Raw genomic sequence first — 16,744 nt, forward strand, 5'->3', positions numbered from 1 at the left:
AAACCGAAGCATTTGCTTCGGTTTTTTTATTACTATAAGTTATAATATCTTATCCTTTAAAACTTGCTTTCAAGAACTCAGAGTTCATACGAGCAATGTTTTCTAAAGAAATTCCTTTAGGACATTCAATTTCACAAGCTCCAGTGTTGGTACAGTTACCAAAACCTTCTAAATCCATTTGCGCTACCATGTTTTTAACACGCTCAGTAGCTTCTACTTGTCCTTGAGGCAATAAAGCATATTGAGATACTTTTGCTCCCACAAATAACATTGCAGAAGAGTTTTTACAAGTAGCTACACAAGCACCACAACCAATACAAGTTGCAGCATCCATTGCTTTATCAGCATTTTCTTTAGGAACTAAGATAGCATTCGCATCAGTAGTGTTACCAGAAGTGTTTACCGAGATGTATCCTCCCGCTTGTTGAATTCTTTCAAAAGAACTTCTGTCAACTACTAAATCTTTAATTACAGGGAAAGCAGCCGCTCTAAATGGCTCAATTGTAATTGTATCGCCATCTTTAAACATACGCATGTGTAACTGACAAGTAGTTACACCACGGTCTGGTCCGTGTGCCTCACCGTTAATATACATTGAACACATTCCGCAAATTCCTTCACGACAGTCGTGGTCGAATGCTACTGGCTCTTCACCAGTATTTACTAATTGTTCGTTTAATACGTCCATCATTTCTAAGAAAGACATATGCTCAGAAATATCGGTCACCTTATATTCGACCATTTTTCCTTTATCACTTGCGTTTTTTTGACGCCAAATTTTAAGTGTTAAATTCATAATTCTCTCTTATTTGTATGAACGTTGTTTTAATTCAATATCGTTAAACTCTAATTCTTCTTTGTGTAATACAGCATCAGCTGGCTCTCCTTTATATTCCCATGCAGCTACGTAAGCAAAGTTAGTATCATCACGTTTTGCTTCTCCTTTTTGAGGTCCGTCTAATTCAACAGATTCTTCTCTAAAGTGACCTCCACAAGATTCAGTTCTGTTTAAGGCATCTTTAGCAAATAATTCTCCTAGCTCTAAGAAATCAGCAACTCTTCCTGCTTTTTCTAACTCTGGGTTCATTTCATTCGCATCTCCTGGAACAGTTACGTTCTTCCAGAAATCTTCACGTAACGCTTTAATTTCAGCCATCGCTTCTTTTAAACCTTGTTCGTTACGTGCCATTCCACATTTATCCCACATAATTTTTCCTAATTTCTTGTGGTAGTAATCTACAGAATGCTCTCCGTTATTGTTGATGAAGAAATCAATACGATCTTTAACCGCTTTTTCAGCCTCATCAAATTCTTTAGTATCGGTTGGTATTTTTCCTGTACGGATGTCGTTAGATAAGTAATTACCAATTGTATATGGTAATACAAAGTACCCGTCAGCTAACCCTTGCATTAAAGCAGAAGCTCCTAAACGGTTTGCACCGTGATCAGAGAAGTTTGCTTCACCAATAGCATAACAACCATCAATAGTTGTCATTAAGTTATAATCTACCCAAATTCCACCCATTGTATAGTGGGTTGCAGGATAAATCATCATTGGTGTTTTGTATGGATTGTCATCTACAATCTTCTCATACATTTGGAATAAGTTTCCGTATTTAGCCTCTACTACTTTTTCACCTTCCTCAATAATTTTTTCTTGAGTAGGGTTTTTAATTCCGTGTAATTTACACTGCTCTTTACCGTAACGCTCAATAGCTGATTTAAAATCTAAGTAAACAGCTTCACCAGTAGCATTTACACCGTAACCAGCATCACAACGCTCTTTTGCAGCACGAGAAGCCACATCACGAGGTACTAAGTTACCAAAAGCAGGATATCTTCTTTCTAAATAATAATCTCTATCTTCTTCAGCGATTTGAGTAGGTTTTAATTTTCCTTCTCTAATTGCTAATACATCTTCCATTTTCTTAGGAACCCAAATACGACCATCGTTACGTAACGATTCTGACATTAGGGTTAATTTAGACTGATAGTCACCTGAACGAGGAATACAAGTTGGGTGAATTTGCGTGTAACAAGGGTTTGCAAAGAAAGCTCCTTTTTTGTGAACTTTCCAAGCAGCAGTAGCGTTAGATCCCATTGCGTTGGTTGATAAGAAATACACATTTCCGTATCCACCAGAAGCAATTACTACAGCGTGTGCAGAGTGACGCTCAATTTCACCAGTAACCAAGTTACGAGCAATAATACCGCGAGCTTTTCCATCAACAATTACCAAATCTAACATTTCATGACGATTGAACATTTCAATCTTACCACGAGCAATTTGACGATTCATTGCTGAATAAGCTCCTAATAATAATTGCTGACCAGTTTGACCTTTCGCATAGAAAGTACGAGATACTAATACCCCACCAAACGAACGGTTATCTAATTGTCCACCATAATCACGTGCAAAAGGAACTCCTTGCGCCACACATTGATCGATGATGTTTGCAGAAACCTCAGCTAAACGATAAACGTTTGCTTCACGAGAACGGTAATCCCCACCTTTTACTGTATCATAAAATAAACGGTAAAAAGAGTCACCATCTCCTTGATAGTTCTTTGCTGCGTTAATACCACCTTGTGCTGCAATAGAGTGAGCACGACGAGGTGAATCTTGGTAAGCAAAAGCTTTAACGTTGTATCCTAATTCTGCTAACGTTGCAGAAGCAGAACCACCTGCTAAACCAGTACCTACAACAATTACGTCAATTAAACGCTTGTTAGCAGGGTTTACCAAGTCGATTTTATCTTTATAAGTTGTCCACTTATCTTTTAATGGACCTTTTGGTATTTTTGAATCTAAAATTGCCATATTTAAGTGGTTTTATTAGTGATTGAAATGGTGGAATAATGCAATGATGATGAATCCTAGTGGAATTCCGACAGCATATACTTTACCAAATCCTTTCAATCCTCTGGTATATTTATTATTTGCTCCAACTGATTGGAAAGCAGAACTAAATCCGTGTAATAAGTGTAATGCTAAGAAAACAAAACCTAATACATACAATCCAACACGCCAAGGAGCTAAGAATTTATGTTGTAACTCGTGGAAGTATCTAAACTCACCATCGTGTAATCCACTCCAGTCACCTTGAATAAACTTGGTGTTGATTTCTGGGAACCAGAAATCGATAAAGTGAATGATGATGAATACTAAAATGAAACCACCACTGTAAATCATGTTTCTACTCATCCAAGTAGAGTTTGCAGCTCCGTTATTTTTAGCATAACTTACTTTACGTGCACTGTTGTTTTTCATTTCTAAGATGAATCCCATTACAAAGTGAAAAACTACCCCAAAAATTAGGACAGGCTGCATTACATATTGAATTAACGAATTGGTTCCCATAAAGTGCGACATCTTGTTAAATGTAGCTCCATTATCTGGGAAAATTGAAGTAATGTTAATTGCAAAATGTTGTAATAAGAAAAACATCAGGAAGAATGCCGAAAGTGCCATGGCAAATTTTCTTCCGATAGAAGATTTTAGTAATCCGCTCATTATTTTGTTTATTGATTAAATAATAAGCACAAATTTAATAGGAACGCACTACTTGAACAAACTTTGCGAATTGTTTTGTTAAATATTTAGAATGGGTATAAATAGATAGATGTTTTTATGAAAAGTCTACACTATCATTGAAGAATGAGCCTTTTTATTGCTACTTATTTTGTGCTATTTTCTTTTTTCGTAGTAACTCAGCAGTAGAATTAACATGTTCTATGAATTTAGCGCGCTCAAAATTTAGATTAAATACTCTTTTTCCTTTAAGAAGTTGCTTTATGAGTTTATTTTTATGGAAATAATATCTTCCTTCAAACTTTGTTTGTTCTTCAGAGGTGTCTAATCCTATCCATTCGCCAGATTTATCAAAAATATTCTTGAATTTATTCTCTTTTTGATATGCGAAAAACGAATACCCATTATTCTCAAAATAGGATTCTGTTGTTATTGATCCATGTGAAGTGCCAATCCATTCTGTAATTTTTACTAAATTATTATTTTCAAAATAACCAGTAAGTTGCCCACCTCCATCAGTTCTGTATTCCATAAAATCCTTATTAAATAATTCAATTTTCTCTAACTTATTGTTTGAATTTATACGTTGGAATTCAGTTCTTATTTTTTGGATTAATTTATCTGTATTTTGAGCATTATTTATCCAAGGAATCATCAAAAAATAAAAAAATAGTGTTGTTTTTTTCATAGCTAGTAACTAAGGGTTTAAAAACCGTATTTTCTGAAGGTTAAATTTATTCTTGCGTTTAAATATTTAGGGTTTTCAGGTAAGCTGTGTTCGTAATTTTTTTGACAACCTTCTTTCATAACTAATAAACTTCCGTGTTGTAAAAGCATTTTGTTTTCTTCACCTGTTTGTTTTTCTCTGAGAGAAAACATGCGTTCTTCCCCCAAACTAATGGAAGGAATGATATCTGTATCCCCAAAAGCCATTTCGTCTGAATGGTATGCTACGCCAGAATTTCCATCAGGATAAAATATACAAACACAAGTTTGAAATTTATGCTTTGTATAGTTTTCAATTTGTTTTTTTATCGGGAGTATTTCTTTAGACCATTCCATGGTGTTTCCCCAAGCAGCTTTTGAAAAAGCATTTTTATCTATCAAATCGCGGTCTAGAAACATCATTTTCCCAAAATTGTATTGAATTTTGTTTCCGGTAGGACTTTTTATTTCTAACATATCAGTGAGTCTTGAGTACCTCATTAATTGTTGAAATAGACTTGTAGCATCCTCTTTGGTTAAAAAATTAGGGCTGTAACTAATAACGTCGTTAAGTTTGGTAAACATTTGTTTTATCTTGTTAGTTGATAGTTAAGTTTAGAATGGAAGCCAACTCTTTATGTTTTTCTAAAGGAATCATATGTCCGCTGTTTTTAATGGTAATATGTTTGCCTTTTCGTGTTTGGTAGGCAAACTCTTTTACTTTTTTTGGATTGACGAGTGCATCATTTTCAGCAGCAATAAAAAGAATTGGAATATTTAATTTTAAAACTTCTTCTGAAATATTTATTCTTACAGAAGTTGCTTTTAACTGGCGTATTAATACTTCTTTACCTAAATCAGCGTCCATTTTTTTGATAATGGAAACGATTTCGGTATTATGATAATTATCTGGGTGTAAAAACTGTTGAATTCTCGTTTGCGAGATTCCTTTGTAGGTGTGTTTTTCTAAAAAATCAAAGGTATTTTTTCGCAGTTGAATTTCTGAATCACTTAATCCGCTGGTATTAGCAGCAACAATAATTAGTCTTTTTACTTTCTTAGGATGGTGAACTGCAAAATTCATAGCAGAAAATCCGCCTAAGGAAAAACCGACAATGGTAGCAGGTTCTTCAATATGACTTTGAATAAGATCATTGATTTCATCAAAAGAATTTGCAGGAGTAATATCGATATGAATAGGCAGCATGTTTTCTAATTTTGGAAACACAAATTGCCATAAATCTACCGTACACATGGTGCCTGAAATGAAGTATATTTTTTGCATTTATTGTTGATAATTAGAATTGACTAAACATTTATTATTCTTCCATTTTCCTAAGAGGTTTTTTTTAGGAATTACTTTATCATCACATGTTAAAAAATTACCTTTTTTGTCTTTTTTAATGATTTTTAATTTTCCTTGATGAATAGCATTGATTATTCTATAAATTAATCCGTTTTTAGGAAGTTTACCACCTTTTTCTGAAAGAGTCAGCCCAATTTCGTTATTAAATAAATCCATTTCCGAAGAAATTTGATCTGGGACAACTCCATCTTCTAATTTTCGTTTTTTATAAGTTTGGTAGTTTTCTTTTTCGTGTGCTTTTCCAAGCGAACGAGCTGAGTTTTTACCAATTTCTTGTTGCAATAAAGCCATCCAAAAGGCATGACGAAAAGCATCTACTTTTCCGCCAGAAAAATCACCATCTAACAAGGAAGAAACTCTTATAGAGTCACTTATTCTAGACGCTTCACGTGAAACAATTAAAGCTTTTTTTGCCTTAAAAGGGTGGAGTAGTACCCATGTTTTTTTGAGTGAAGATAATTTTTTGAATTCTTGCCAATTTGATTGCGCTTTTGAGGACAGCGCAAAAAAAAGTAAACAAAATAGTAGAGGTTTTGGTGACAATCAGCTAGTTTTTACGACTAATTTGTTCTTCTAGTTCTACAACTTTACTTTCTAAATCATGCAGTCTATCATAAACATCTATAGGTTCTGGCATTTGTTTAGAAGCAAACATTGTTACATACCATACTTCCATTATTTCATCTACATTTATAGTGTAGGTAGGGTAGTTTCCATCTTTATTATCACTTTTCAAAATAAGTTTTCCTCTTTCTTTTATTCTATTGATAACACGTTTTAAAACAATACCGTCATTTTTACTAACAATTACATATATACGACCGTCTTTAATATCGTAGAGATTTTCAACGTACTTTCCAAAAACCAAGTCACCATCAAAAAAAGTGCGGACCATAGAGTTCCCTTGGACTTCAAAACACCTAAAAGTTCCATTATTAAGGTGAGGCATATTAAAAGAAGGAAGTTGTTCTATATAGTTAGAGTCTCCATAACCATTTAAATACCCTGCGCGTGCTTGTATAGGAACATAAATAACATTCTCATTTCCCGAGGGATTTACAGAAACTACTTGTGGGATTCCAGAATATGTTTGATTTTGTGCACTTTCTGATTGTAACATTTTATCGCTTTTTCCAAACAAATACTCTGGGTTAATATCAAAGACATCAATGATTGAAGAAAGGACATCGTACCCTGGTTTGGTTTTTTTTCTACTGCCATCAGCCTGTGGACGCCCATTTATTATACTGTCTACAGTAGTTCCGGTAACACCTATTTTTTTAGAGAAGGAAAAATTATTTAAATTAAAATGATCCCTAATAGCAGCTATCTTTTCTGAAATTTCCATAATATATTTTTTACATATTACATAAAAATCAAACTTTTGTTTGTTTGTTTTTGTGAAATGTTGTATATTTGCCTCGTTAATGAATTGCTAATATACGAAAAAACTTTAATAATCAAACATTTGTGTAGTTTTAGCGATTGTGTTTTTAAGATTTCAACTTGATTTTCTTCATTTTTTTGAAATCTATACTCGTTTATTCAAACAATTTTTTGAATAAAAACCAAAATCAAGAAAAAAGAACTGTTAGAAAAGCAACTAAACAGGGCTCTTTTTGAGCTTGATTAAAAATTAATTAAAATTTATTAAAATGAGTAAAGAACCAATCAAATCAAACCTATTTAGGTTTGTAACATTACGTAGTCCACAATTAATTGAAGACAAGGAAACCGGATTTGTTTCATTTCCAGAAGAAAAAAAAGCAGAAAGTTTAGCTTTTCTAGCAATTCAAGGAGCTACTACAGATGAAGAAAGAAAAACAGCCTTAAAAGGAGCTTACAGCACTGGTTTTACACCTATAGCTAGTAGACTTGAAATTAAAAACATGCATGAAGCATTGTATCAGTTTTCAGGGTGGTTAATGCGTAATAAGACAGTATTATCACATGCGGGTGTGGAGGCTAACTTGAATGCGGCACAAGAACTTACTATTGATCAAGAATTAGTATTATGGGAAAACTTATTTCATCAAACCATTAATAAGGAATCTGCTATTGTTCGTGAAGGACTGATTCAGATATTGGTAGCGAATAAGTTTTTAAAAGTATTTAATGTATTTACTAATAGCTTTTCACAAGAAACAGAAGGGGAAATTGTTTTTACTGAAGAAAATGAAAAAGAATTTGTACGTAGAGCGAATGCAAGTGTTATTGTGCCGAAAGAAGTGGTTATTTCAGATCAGCAATTTAAAGGTGGGGCTACAGATATAAGTCCTAGTTCATCAGAGTATTTGACATCTAGCTTACAGGTTGAGATGGCTAAAACACGTTTACAACAATATGAGTTAGCTTTAAAGGAAATTGAAAAGGCTGAGTATGTTTATAATAAAAGTGAGCAGGTACGATATAAAGAAGCTATACAAGCTCATGAATTAGCTGTAGAAGATATAAAAAATGCGACTCAACCAACAATTCAAACAATTGTAGACGCTAAATCAGGATTTGAAAAAAGATTAGAAATATATCCAGATTTAGAATTACCTAAGTTTGAATTTGAAAAAGCAGAAGAGATCAGTAGAGCTACGGATGGTACAACAACGACTACTTTTCAGTATTCAGAAGAGACGAAAGAGTTATTAAATTCTGAAGCACTTAAATTATATGATAATTTTTATGAAGCTAAAGCGGTTCTTAGACAAAAAATAAAAGAAGAGAACCAGAAAATTTTAGAAAACACTCCAGAAAAAGTAAGAGCCGTTTCTATTCAAGGAGGAACATTAAACTATGACTTTAGTAAAAGTACACCATTGTACTCTTATTCGGGAGATGTTTTTGGTCGAATAGGGAAAGGGTCAAAAATTATTATGTTTTTAAAGGTTGAAGATTCTACTAATGTAAGAGTAACAGAGGCAAATTATACTTTAAATGATATTAATGCTCAATTACCATATACTAGTACTTCATTTAAGAGTAGCCCTGCTAGTTTTGATAATACGTTGTTACAAATTGAGTTGTTTCCAGAAAATTTAGAACAGTTAAAATCAGGGCCTGTATTTGGTTTGAATGGTAGTTTTGTTTTAAGTAATGGAGTGTCATTAGAGTTTAAAAACATTATGTTTCAGGTTAAGTTTGATGATGGGTACTATGAAATAATTAACAATTTTGTTGGGCAATGTACAGTTATTGATAATGCTTCTGGAGACACAAGTACAGATGGAAAAGGTGTTCTTTATGGAGTATCTCAACTAGGGGTGGCAGATTTTAGACGTGTAGAACAAGAAGTATGTTGTTATGTACCTGGAGAAGTATCGCATATTGAAAATATCATGGCACGCGAATATAAAGAGCGTTCTACGAGAAACCTGACAGTATCTGAGCAGATTACAGAGAAAACAACAGAAAAAGAAGTAGAAAATTTAACGGATACCACTTCTACAGAGCGTAATGAGTTACAAAGTGAAGCATCTTCTATTGTGAATAGTGATAGTGCTACTAGTTTTGGAGCTAACGCGAGTGTAAGTGGTGGAGGGAGTACTGGTCCAAGATATAGTTTTGATACAAACTTTAACTCATCGTCTTCAAACTCCACTTCAAACTCTAATTTACAAGCTCAAACCTATGCGCAAGAAGTAACGGAAAGAGCTTTAGAACGAGTAGTACAAAAAATTAGTACTAAGCGCACATCTCGTATGTTACGTGAATTTGAGGAAAACAACACCCATGGTTTTGATAATCGTAAAGGAGATAAACATGTTACAGGAGTGTATCGTTGGGTAGATAAGATTTACAAAAATAAATTGATAAATTATGGCAAGCGCTTAATGTATGAATTTGCGTTACCAGAACCTGCGAAGTTTTATATTGAATCGTATTTTAAAAATGGTGGAGGGAGTGAAAAAACTGTTCAAGGATTAATTATTCCTGAAAAACCGATACACCCGAGTGAATTGACAAATGGCATTCAATCGGCGAAAGATTTAGGAGAAACAAATTATCAGAAAATAGCGGCAAAATATAATGCTGAGGTTGAAGCATTTCCTGAAGAGAGTATTTATATAGGTAAAGCTTTTTCATCAATTGCAAGTAAGCCAGCTGGAGGTAGTGGTGATCATGGAGAGGTAGTTCATGGTAATGCAGATTTAAAAATACCTGATGGTTATCAAGCAAACAAAGCTTTTGCAAGATTTAAAGTACCTGAAGAAGGGTTTGTAGGAAATGGAGGTTCGGTAGTTGTAGGTACAAGTCAGTTTCCTATTAACTATCATAAATCGATGAGTAATCTAGCACCAACTTATATAAGTATAGGTAATTATGTTGGCTCTATACCTATTTCTTTTTCTGCAGAAGGTTTTCATGGTGTTAATATTTCGGTGTCAGTTCGTTGTAGTTTAACAGGAGAAGCTAAAGAACAATGGCAAAATGAAACATATAAAGCGATTATGGATGCTTATAATGAGCGTTTATTAGAGTATAATGAGTTTAAGCAAAATCAAGCGGTAGACGAGGAGGTTTATGAAAAGAAAAAAGAGTTAAGCTCTCAAATTAACCGTAGCATTGAAAAACGTGAATTAAAGCGTATTGCGATTGACTTAATGACAAAACCTTTTGATGTTGTTACTGCTCAAGATAATTATAAAGAAGAAGGTAAAGAAGTAGATGCTAAGCATGTGGCGAGAAGCTCTAAGTTTCAGGAGCATGCTGAAACCGTTAAGTTTTTTGAACAAGCTTTTGATTGGGAAATTATGGCATATACGTTCTACCCTTATTTCTATGGAGCTGAAGATAATTGGGATGCCAATTTTGAGTACAACGAAGGTAGTGATCCTATTTTCCAAGCCTTTTTACAAAGTGGTATGGCAAGATCAGTAGTACCTGTACGCCCTGGTTTTGAAGAGGCAGTGAACTGGTATATGAAAACTGGAGAAGTATGGAACGGACAAGGTATGGTTACTGATATGGATGATGACTTGTATGTGTCTGTCGCTGAAGAAATGCAAACTATTGAAGGTGAAGTGGAAGGTACTTGGGAAACACGTGTACCAACAACTTTAACCGTATTACAAGCAGATTCTGTGGTATTAAAAGAAGGTGGTTTACCATGTAATACAGATTGTGGAGATCATACCTTATTTGAATCGAGTACTGATAAAATTGGAGATGCATTAGACGGTGTAGATTATGATATTGTGGGAGAAACCAACAATGTAGCATAAGTGCGGTAAGAGGTAATCTGAAAAGTAACTTAATTGTTAAAGATTTCTTCATTTCATACGAAATGATGACTTTTTAGAGAGCTTCTTCTATACACACAGTTGCAAACCTTACCTGTAAAAAAATCATTAAAACTTTAGGATAGTTTTTAGTTCCTTCCTCTTTTTAAAGAGGAGGGTTGGGTAAGGTTTGTTTTTTAATAACCTTAAAAAACAAAAAAATATGCATGCTCATGAATACGGACTCAAACATTTTAAATACAAAACCAATTTTAAAGATTTGGTGGTGTTTTCAGATGTCCAACAAAACAAAATAAAAGAAACAGAAACACCTAGTCCCAATATATATGTAGAAATTGAAAAAGGAGTAATAACCCCTGATAAATGGTTAATCCATTTTAATAGCCGATTGTCTGGTGAATATGGAGATTTTTTTCTAGAAAATAATCCACCTTATGGACAAATAGAAAAGTATCAATACGAGAAAAATGATGAGAATTTAGCATTTATCCAAAGCACCATTGTTGATTTTCAAAATGAAACATTGCCTTATTATAAAATTAATGAGAAGTTTTATATACAACTCGATGGTAATCTTGATTTAAAGGAAGTAATTGTAAATGCAAACCCATCACCAACACGTAGAAATATAAAAAGTGTCGAGTATGATGCTTTTGTTACCTTGTTTATTTCTGAAGATGGTGCACAGCTATTACAAGCCTATGATGCTATACAAGAAGTTAGTGCGCATGAGGTGGTTATTTTCATGGAACGTAGCTCAGGAAGTAACCTATTTGGTACAGTGTTTAGAATCAGAAAAGGAAAAAATGTAGGTTCTCTTATAGAAACTAATAGAACTCGAATTGCAGAAATTGCTAGAACTTATGGGGTGGATGTGTTTACCAATGAGCTGAGTAAAATGTTGGAGCAAGAGCTCAATAAAACTGGAGAAAGTGAATTTTTCTTGGTGCTGGCTAAAGGAGGGAAGGTAGTACGTTGGGGTGCAGATGTAACCTTGAGTAATTTATCAAAATTTCTAAGAAATATAGGCGAGGAAATTGACGAGTTAAAACTGGGAGAAAACTATTGGAAAACGGAAATAGAGGGAGAAAAGAATTCGAAGTACGATCCGCTTTTGCCTAAAATTAAGTTTAATGAAAGTTTTTCTTCTGAAGAAGTAGCGAACTCAATATACAAAACCTTTGTAACGCCTATAGAAATACCAGTAGTAAAATTTGCCGAACGCTTTAATAAGCATTGGTTGTTTAAAGAATTGATGCCCTTTAAAAGTGAACGCATAACAAAACTGTTTAAACTTATTCCTGAAATACTCAAAGAGTTTTTAGATGCACTAAAAGGAAATATACAAAACACTTACGATTTTATTAACGGGTTGCTTGTAGGACTTATCAATAGTATCATTGATTTTTTTAAATCAATCTTTGATATTTTAGCTATTTTAGTAGACGTTGTAAACGCTGTAATCCAAGCAGGAAAGTTCTTTGAAAAACCAGGGCATTACTTACGACTATTAGCTGAAGGTTTTGAAAACCTCATCGATTTAGTACTTAATGCTTTTACATTAGAAAATCTAAAAGCGTGGGTGCAGTTTTTAGTAGAAATGCCTATGGCAACTGCCAAACTAATGGTAGGTTTATTTACAAAGACATCGAACGCCAAAATTACTATAGATCCAAGTGCTCTAGGCTATTATATAGGATTTTTGGTTGGTTTTATAGCTTCTGAAGTTATAGAGTTTATAGCTACAGGAGGAACTACCAATATAGCCAAAGCTATCAAAGCAGTATTGCAATCATACAAAGAATTAGCTAAAGTAGTTGTTAAAAAAACAGCAAAAGCAGTTACAGTAACCGTAGAAACCTTTTTTGCAGTTATTAGAAAACTCAAAGAATTTGTAAAAAACCTTCCTAAACATTTAAGTGAGCTTAAAAAATGGATTGATGAGTTGGTTGTTAAGTTGGTAAACGTGGCTAATCAATTATTCAAAGGTTTTGAAGCTGTTTTAGAGTTGTTGTATGATTTAGGAGTTGTTATTTTTGAGAAACTAGACCCAAAAACTGGAGAAGTTTTAGTAGGTCCCGACGGAGTTCTTTATACTATTAAACAAGGTGATAAAACCATTCTCGAGGGGGCGGAAGATGCTATTCGGAAATTTGCTCAAAAAATCGATGAGATTCGTTCTAGTGGAGGGAATAGTAAAAAGAAAGTTCAAGAGTATTTGGATGAATCAGCAAAAAGAACTTATTCAAAACTATTAGGTAATTCTCCTTTATATGGTTTTAAAAGCTTTGGGCAGCTAAAACAATTTGGAACACAGATATTTAATTTTTTCTCAAAAAAAGGATTTAAAAACATTGAAGTTTTTATGCAAGGAAGTTCAGTTACAGGGAGAAGTTATGAAACAGGAAGAATTTTTGATGCTGGACGGAAAAGTGATTTTGATATAGCTGTCGTTAGTGAAAAATTACTTGATTTGGCTAAAAGTAAAAAGTTGGCTAAAGAGACTCACCCATATTCTTTACCGTTAAAGTTTGAAGATATGAAAGAGTTAGGTTTTAGTGATTTTGTTTTAGCTTTACAAAAACAATATGGTAGAGAGGTTAATTTTAGATTTTATAAAAGTCTAGAGGAGTTAAATAGAAAAGGAAAATCATACAGAATTAAATTTTAAATTATGAAGCAAAAAAAAATGATTTACACAATTTTTGGATATACTCAAAAAGATGAAGTTAAATTAGCTGAGATTCTTTCAGAAAAATTAGAAATAGAATTAGTTAAAGATGAAGATTTTTATGAAGATGAAGGTCCCTATGTTTTTTTTGGAAAAGAAAAGAGTTTAGTTGATTATTTATGTATTAAGAAGCAATTTAGAGTAGGTGATTCTTGGGATAATGATTATCATAAAATTTGTCCTTGGGCTGTTGAGATAAATTTTACTAGTCTATCAAGTTTTGAAAATACTTCGCGAGCAGAAAAGGTAAGAGAGCTTTTAAAGGATGTTTCTGAAATTAAGGAAATTGATTTTTCGGAATGGAATACAGATGTTTAAGATGTGATAATTAAGTAAATTATGATTACAAAAGAAGAGGCTTATAAAATAGCTTTAGAAGTTTTAAAGAAAAAGAGTATTGAGTATTCCAGTATAGATGATGTTAAAGACATTAGATTTGAGTCTAAAGAAGAATTAGAGTATCCCATTCCAGTTGGAAAATTTAAAGGAGAAAAAATAGATCTTTTTATCGTGACTTATGGTGAGTATTGGGGACTTGAAGAACGAAGCATGTTTATAGATATAAATGCTGAAACAGGGGAGGCTTTATATATTACAACCCCTCATGATTTTATAGAATTGGAATAAAAAGACTTTTTAGAAGGTTTTCTTAACTGATTATAAGATATAGAAAAATATGAAGAAGATACCGTAAATTAAAGATTAAAATGTCAAAACCGCCTAAAATCTTAGGCGGTTTTTTTTTGAAAAAGAAAAAGAGTAGCTCACCAAAGCTATAAAGTGAGCTACAAATTCTAATGAAAAAGTAACGAATTCTTGTTTTAACAAAATAATACCAGTGTTTTAACAAGATTTTTAAACATATGTTAATATGTTTATTATTGTAAAAACCTTCAAGCTATGAAAAACCCCACAATTAATTATGAACGGTTATTTAAAATAACACGTAAAAAAAATGCTGTAAACCTGTCAGAATCCATGTCGGTTATCAATGGAAAAGCATCAAAAGAAAATTTTGAAACGGAAGTTTATCAAATGACCTTTTGTGCTATTGTAAAAGGAAAGAAAAAAGAATGCAACCTATTGGTTACTGTCAATGAATGCATTTGTGAAGAAGAAAAAGAAAATTTACGAAACCAACTAGGAGTGGTTATTAATGGTAGTGGAATGTATTTTGAAATACTTTCTTATGAAACTAATTTTTCAATTCAGTTTGATACTATTCACAGTGTATTTGTTGATACAGATTCTGTTAAAAACGGAAAAATCTTTTTTTTCAAAAAATAGTTTAGAATAATTCTGAATTAAAACATAATACATAATTATTTGTAATTTGTTTTGTTTATTGTTGTAATATGTTGTATTTTTGTTTTGCTTTTCTAACAGTTCAATGTATTATTAACCGTTAATGTTATGCAGAAACCCAAAAAAGTTATGATTAAACCCCTTTCAGGTATAGAAAAAAGAAAAAGAATCAACAACTTACAAGTTTTGTCTGCTAACGCTTTTAAAAAATCAAACATTTGTATGAATAATTTAATATCAGTAGCGTTATCGCAGTATGGAGTAAAAGAAGTTATAGGAACAAAAGATCATCCACAAATTTTAAACTACTTTACCTCACTAGGATTCGATGCCGCAAAATTTAAAGACGAAACCGCTTGGTGTAGTGCCTTTGCTAATTGGGTAGCTAAAAAAGCAGGTTATGAACACTCTAACAAACTCACAGCTCGTAGTTGGTTAACAGTAGGTGCTTCTACTAGTGCCCCAGAGTTAGGTGATGTGGTTGTTTTATGGAGAGAAGATCCTACTAGTTGGAAAGGACATGTAGGATTCTTAATAAAAGAAACGAAACGTTATGTATACCTTTTAGGAGGTAATCAAGGTAATAGTGTAAGCATTAAAGCATATCCTAAAAATAGAGTATTAGACTATAGAAAACTAAGAAAAGATGGATAAATATTCGCATTTCATTTTTTGGTTGCTTGCTTTATTGTCGCCTTTAAATGGAGTGTTAACTACCATGATGCTATTAATAGTTGTTGATTTTATTACAGGAGCTTATGCTTCATTAAAATTGCAAATTCCTATAAAAAGTGAACGAATAGGACATACCATTTCTAAGTTTTTCATTTATAATTTGGTAATTATATCAGCCTATTTTTTAGAAAAACATATTGTAAATGAAGTTCCTTTTTTAAAAATAATAGCAGGTTTTATAGCAATTACAGAAATAAAGTCAATTTTAGAAAATTACAATAAAATTTATGGAGTAAATCCCTTTAAAGCATTGCATACTTTGTTAAAACAAGCAGGCATGCAAAGCACTTTAGAACAAACAATTGAAAAAGAAAAAAACAACGACAAAGAAAAAGTTTAGCCGCTAACAAATACAGTTTTTGGTGGCTCTTTTTTATCAAAAACAATTTAGAAACGATAAAAAAGAACAAAAATGAAACAAAACAAAGAAACTTTAAAACAATTTTTTGAAACAGGCGATAAGCCAACACAACAACAATATTACGATTTAATTGATAGTTATGTGGATGCTAAACAACCAGCAGGTGAACCTAATCGTAGGTTTGTAATTGATGAAACAGGAGAAGTAAGTATTGCTTCTGAGTTAGCTATTTCTCAATCAGATTGGAATCAAACAGATAGTACACAACCAGATTTTATTAAAAACAAACCAGAAGCGGGTTTGCCTGTTAATTTTTATGAAGAAGGGACTTTTACACCCACTTTATTTGACTCTAGTTCAGGAGCAACTTATAATATGTCTACATCCACCTGTAAATATACAAGGATAGGTAATGTTGTGAATTTTTATATCTCTTTTTTAGGTATAGAAACTAGTGGAACACCTACTGGGGCATTAGGTATTTCTGGCATTCCATATCCATGGGTAGCAGGGTTACAAAATATAAATATACTTGAACTTGCAAACTCAAATGCTTCTAGTACTGATTTAAACAATTCAACAATAAGAATTATAGCAGGCAATTTATACATATATGATTTTGAGAAATCTAAAACACTAAATGCAATAACATTTACATCTGGACAATATATGATCAGTGGAAGCTATAAAACAAACGTTTACACTCCATAAACAAAAAAACAAAAAGTTTAGTCACTAGCATTCGTTTTTAGTGCCTCTTTTTTATCAAAAAAAT

16 protein-coding genes are annotated in these 16,744 nt (G+C 32.7%); 8 read left to right on the forward strand and 8 right to left on the reverse strand.

Annotated elements, in window-relative coordinates; translation table 11 throughout:
- Positions 1–49: 49 nt before the first annotated feature.
- The 8 genes from ACQY6M_RS14950 to ACQY6M_RS14985 form a co-directional block, all read right to left on the reverse strand.
- The gene (locus tag ACQY6M_RS14950; RefSeq protein ID WP_428743413.1) at positions 50–796 is read right to left on the reverse strand and encodes a succinate dehydrogenase/fumarate reductase iron-sulfur subunit; all 747 of its coding nucleotides are present in this window, start codon (positions 794–796) and stop codon (positions 50–52) included.
- Between the two features lie 9 nt (positions 797–805).
- Complete coding sequence (locus tag ACQY6M_RS14955; RefSeq protein WP_428743412.1) at positions 806–2,821, reverse strand: fumarate reductase/succinate dehydrogenase flavoprotein subunit; 2,016 nt, start codon at positions 2,819–2,821, stop codon at positions 806–808.
- Positions 2,822–2,836: 15 nt separating this feature from the next.
- Complete coding sequence (locus tag ACQY6M_RS14960) at positions 2,837–3,514, reverse strand: succinate dehydrogenase cytochrome b subunit (protein WP_428743411.1); 678 nt, start codon at positions 3,512–3,514, stop codon at positions 2,837–2,839.
- A gap of 160 nt (positions 3,515–3,674) precedes the next feature.
- Positions 3,675–4,220, reverse strand: a complete 546-nt coding sequence (locus tag ACQY6M_RS14965; protein WP_428743410.1) for a hypothetical protein — start codon at positions 4,218–4,220, stop codon at positions 3,675–3,677.
- Between the two features lie 17 nt (positions 4,221–4,237).
- On the reverse strand, positions 4,238–4,822 hold the full coding sequence (locus ACQY6M_RS14970; RefSeq protein WP_428743409.1) for an alpha-ketoglutarate-dependent dioxygenase AlkB: 585 nt from the start codon (positions 4,820–4,822) through the stop codon (positions 4,238–4,240).
- A gap of 13 nt (positions 4,823–4,835) precedes the next feature.
- Entirely contained in the window at positions 4,836–5,522 is a 687-nt protein-coding gene (locus ACQY6M_RS14975; protein WP_428743408.1) for an alpha/beta fold hydrolase, read from the reverse strand.
- Positions 5,523–6,146, reverse strand: a complete 624-nt coding sequence (locus ACQY6M_RS14980) for a DUF6973 domain-containing protein (protein WP_428743407.1) — start codon at positions 6,144–6,146, stop codon at positions 5,523–5,525.
- Between the two features lie 4 nt (positions 6,147–6,150).
- On the reverse strand, positions 6,151–6,951 hold the full coding sequence (locus ACQY6M_RS14985; protein ID WP_428743406.1) for a S24 family peptidase: 801 nt from the start codon (positions 6,949–6,951) through the stop codon (positions 6,151–6,153).
- Positions 6,952–7,258: 307 nt separating this feature from the next.
- Between ACQY6M_RS14985 and ACQY6M_RS14990 the strand changes: the two genes are divergently transcribed.
- The 8 genes from ACQY6M_RS14990 to ACQY6M_RS15025 all read left to right on the forward strand — a co-directional run bounded on the left by ACQY6M_RS14990 (position 7,259) and on the right by ACQY6M_RS15025 (position 16,680).
- Positions 7,259–10,819, forward strand: a complete 3,561-nt coding sequence (locus ACQY6M_RS14990; RefSeq protein ID WP_428743405.1) for a hypothetical protein — start codon at positions 7,259–7,261, stop codon at positions 10,817–10,819.
- A gap of 220 nt (positions 10,820–11,039) precedes the next feature.
- The gene (locus tag ACQY6M_RS14995) at positions 11,040–13,508 is read left to right on the forward strand and encodes a hypothetical protein (RefSeq protein WP_428743404.1); all 2,469 of its coding nucleotides are present in this window, start codon (positions 11,040–11,042) and stop codon (positions 13,506–13,508) included.
- 3 nt (positions 13,509–13,511) lie between these two features.
- Entirely contained in the window at positions 13,512–13,886 is a 375-nt protein-coding gene (locus ACQY6M_RS15000) for a hypothetical protein (RefSeq protein ID WP_428743403.1), read from the forward strand.
- A gap of 21 nt (positions 13,887–13,907) precedes the next feature.
- Positions 13,908–14,195, forward strand: a complete 288-nt coding sequence (locus ACQY6M_RS15005) for a hypothetical protein (protein ID WP_428743402.1) — start codon at positions 13,908–13,910, stop codon at positions 14,193–14,195.
- 273 nt (positions 14,196–14,468) lie between these two features.
- Entirely contained in the window at positions 14,469–14,855 is a 387-nt protein-coding gene (locus tag ACQY6M_RS15010; RefSeq protein WP_428743401.1) for a hypothetical protein, read from the forward strand.
- 147 nt (positions 14,856–15,002) lie between these two features.
- On the forward strand, positions 15,003–15,527 hold the full coding sequence (locus tag ACQY6M_RS15015; RefSeq protein WP_428744967.1) for a TIGR02594 family protein: 525 nt from the start codon (positions 15,003–15,005) through the stop codon (positions 15,525–15,527).
- On the forward strand, positions 15,520–15,948 hold the full coding sequence (locus tag ACQY6M_RS15020; protein ID WP_133535140.1) for a phage holin family protein: 429 nt from the start codon (positions 15,520–15,522) through the stop codon (positions 15,946–15,948). Before ACQY6M_RS15015 ends, ACQY6M_RS15020 begins: the two co-directional genes overlap by 8 nt.
- Before the next feature lie 72 nt (positions 15,949–16,020).
- On the forward strand, positions 16,021–16,680 hold the full coding sequence (locus ACQY6M_RS15025) for a hypothetical protein (protein ID WP_428743399.1): 660 nt from the start codon (positions 16,021–16,023) through the stop codon (positions 16,678–16,680).
- The last annotated feature ends 64 nt before the right edge of the window (positions 16,681–16,744 follow it).

It is taken from the genome of Tenacibaculum sp., from assembly GCF_050290165.1.
GTDB lineage: Bacteria > Bacteroidota > Bacteroidia > Flavobacteriales > Flavobacteriaceae > Polaribacter.